This is a genomic window from Treponema sp. R80B11-R83G3 (genome assembly GCF_054786115.1).
The window spans coordinates 1-1865 of record NZ_BDHF01000178.1; the positions used below are offsets into that span (position 1 = coordinate 1).

General features: G+C 35.5%; 2 protein-coding genes. Both read left to right on the top strand.

All coding sequences use genetic code 11. The features are described from left to right. Nucleotides 1-84 precede the first annotated feature (84 nt). The gene (locus ACYVRH_RS12250) at nt 85-1413 is read left to right on the top strand and encodes a hypothetical protein (protein ID WP_461257186.1); all 1329 of its coding nucleotides are present in this window, start codon (nt 85-87) and stop codon (nt 1411-1413) included. Beyond that, nucleotides 1410-1865, top strand: a 456-nt coding sequence (locus tag ACYVRH_RS12255; RefSeq protein WP_461257187.1) for an InlB B-repeat-containing protein, incomplete at its 3' end; no start/stop codon positions are given. The genes ACYVRH_RS12250 and ACYVRH_RS12255, both read left to right, overlap by 4 nt.

A 1865-nucleotide genomic window follows, 5' to 3' on the forward strand; every position in this document is an offset into this window, starting at 1 on the left:
ATATAAATGAGGTCAAGGAATTATTTTATAGCATTAATATTGCTTTTTTGCATTTATTCAGTTTACGGGCAGGCTAAACCACGCTTGGGTATTTTGCCATTTACTGGTGGTACAGGCGGAGATGGGGAAACAATCGCTACTCTTCTTTCATTTCAAAGCGACATTCAAAATTCATTTACAATAGTTCCTCGTACCAATGCGGTTAATACGCTTATAGCTGAACAACAATTTCAATTATCTGGCTATACAGATACAGATACTATTGCTAGATTAGGTCGGTTGCTTAATGCCGATTTTGTTGTATCAGGTAATATTCTTCGTCTTGGAAATAGTAACTTAGTGATAACAACTATTGTAAATGTAGAGACTTTTGAATTACTTGTAGGAGATTATCGAGAATATCGTTCCATTGAAGAAGTTCGCAGTCTTTTACCAATAATATCCCAAAAAATGATTACAGCATCAAAGAAAAATAGTACCAGTTTACCAAAATTGGCAATCGCTCCTTTTAATATTGCAAGTGATGGTGTTGATGTCCGCGCCGCTGAAGCCCTTGCTCAGATACTTGCAATCGAAATTACCAATACTGGAAAATATGCTATATTACCCCGTACCACAACAATGCAAACAGCATTGAAGGAACTTGAATTTCAAATGAAGGGCTATACTGCTGAAGAGGGGGCTAAAGCACTTGGAAAAGCGACTAATGCTCAATACGTACTTTCAGCAGAAGTACGCAGTTTAGGTTCGCTAAATATGTTTACTGCTCAAATACTTAATGTAGAAGATGGTACGCTCTTGGCAGGTGATAGTCGTGATTACCGAATAATTGACGATGGAATAAAGTTAATACCGGAACTTGCAATACTCTTAACCGACAAAGCTAGTGCGTCATCTCGCATATCTGCTCTTGATCGTGAGCGGACTTTGTTTTCGTTATTTGGTGATCCGTCAAAACTTTGGAGTGTTGGGGTTTCAGCAGGCACATCATTTAATGACCCTTGGATTAGCGGTACATTACACGGAACAATTGCACCAATAAAATATTCATTTTTAGAAATAGGTTTTGAATATGGTCTTTTAAGTAACCTTGAAGGAGTAATTAACTATTATTCATTGTTTCCATATATCCATTATGCATTTTTCTTGCCATTTAATTCATCTACTACCAATAAGGGCATAAAAGGCGGTTGGTATATTGGTACTGGAGGCGGTTATGTGATAGCAGATTATCAAATTGACGATATGTCTTTTACTCACAATTCATTTGCAATGGATTTTATTACAGGATTCTTACTTTTTGATTTTCTTGATATATCCTATTCATTGCGTTCTAATTTTAAATGGGCTAGTAGTAAATTATCGTTAGGTTATTCATACAGGTTCAAAAAAGGAAGAAAGGATTTTATATGAAAAAATTAAATTGTATTAATTCAATATTATTAATGATCCTTACAATATTCGTATTTATTTCTTGTGACGGTCTCGGCGGATTTGAAGTACCATCTTATACTATTGTTTATTTAAGCAATGGGGGAAATGGGACAATGGAATCATCAAACCATGTTTATGGCATATCGCGTAGTTTGAATGTAAATGCTTTTACTCGTGAAGGTTATACCTTTGTTGGGTGGTCAGATTCATCATCAGGCAGGGTAAAATATGTTGATCAGCAAAATGTGAAAAATCTTACAAAAACAGCAGATGATACAATAATTTTGTATGCCCAATGGAAGGGCAATTCTTATACTGTAGTCTACGATGCTAATGGCGGCGTTGGAACAATGGAAAACTCGTATTTTGAATATGATGTGCTTCAGAATCTACGGCCTAACACTTTTACTAATAGTGGGTTTAATTTTGCA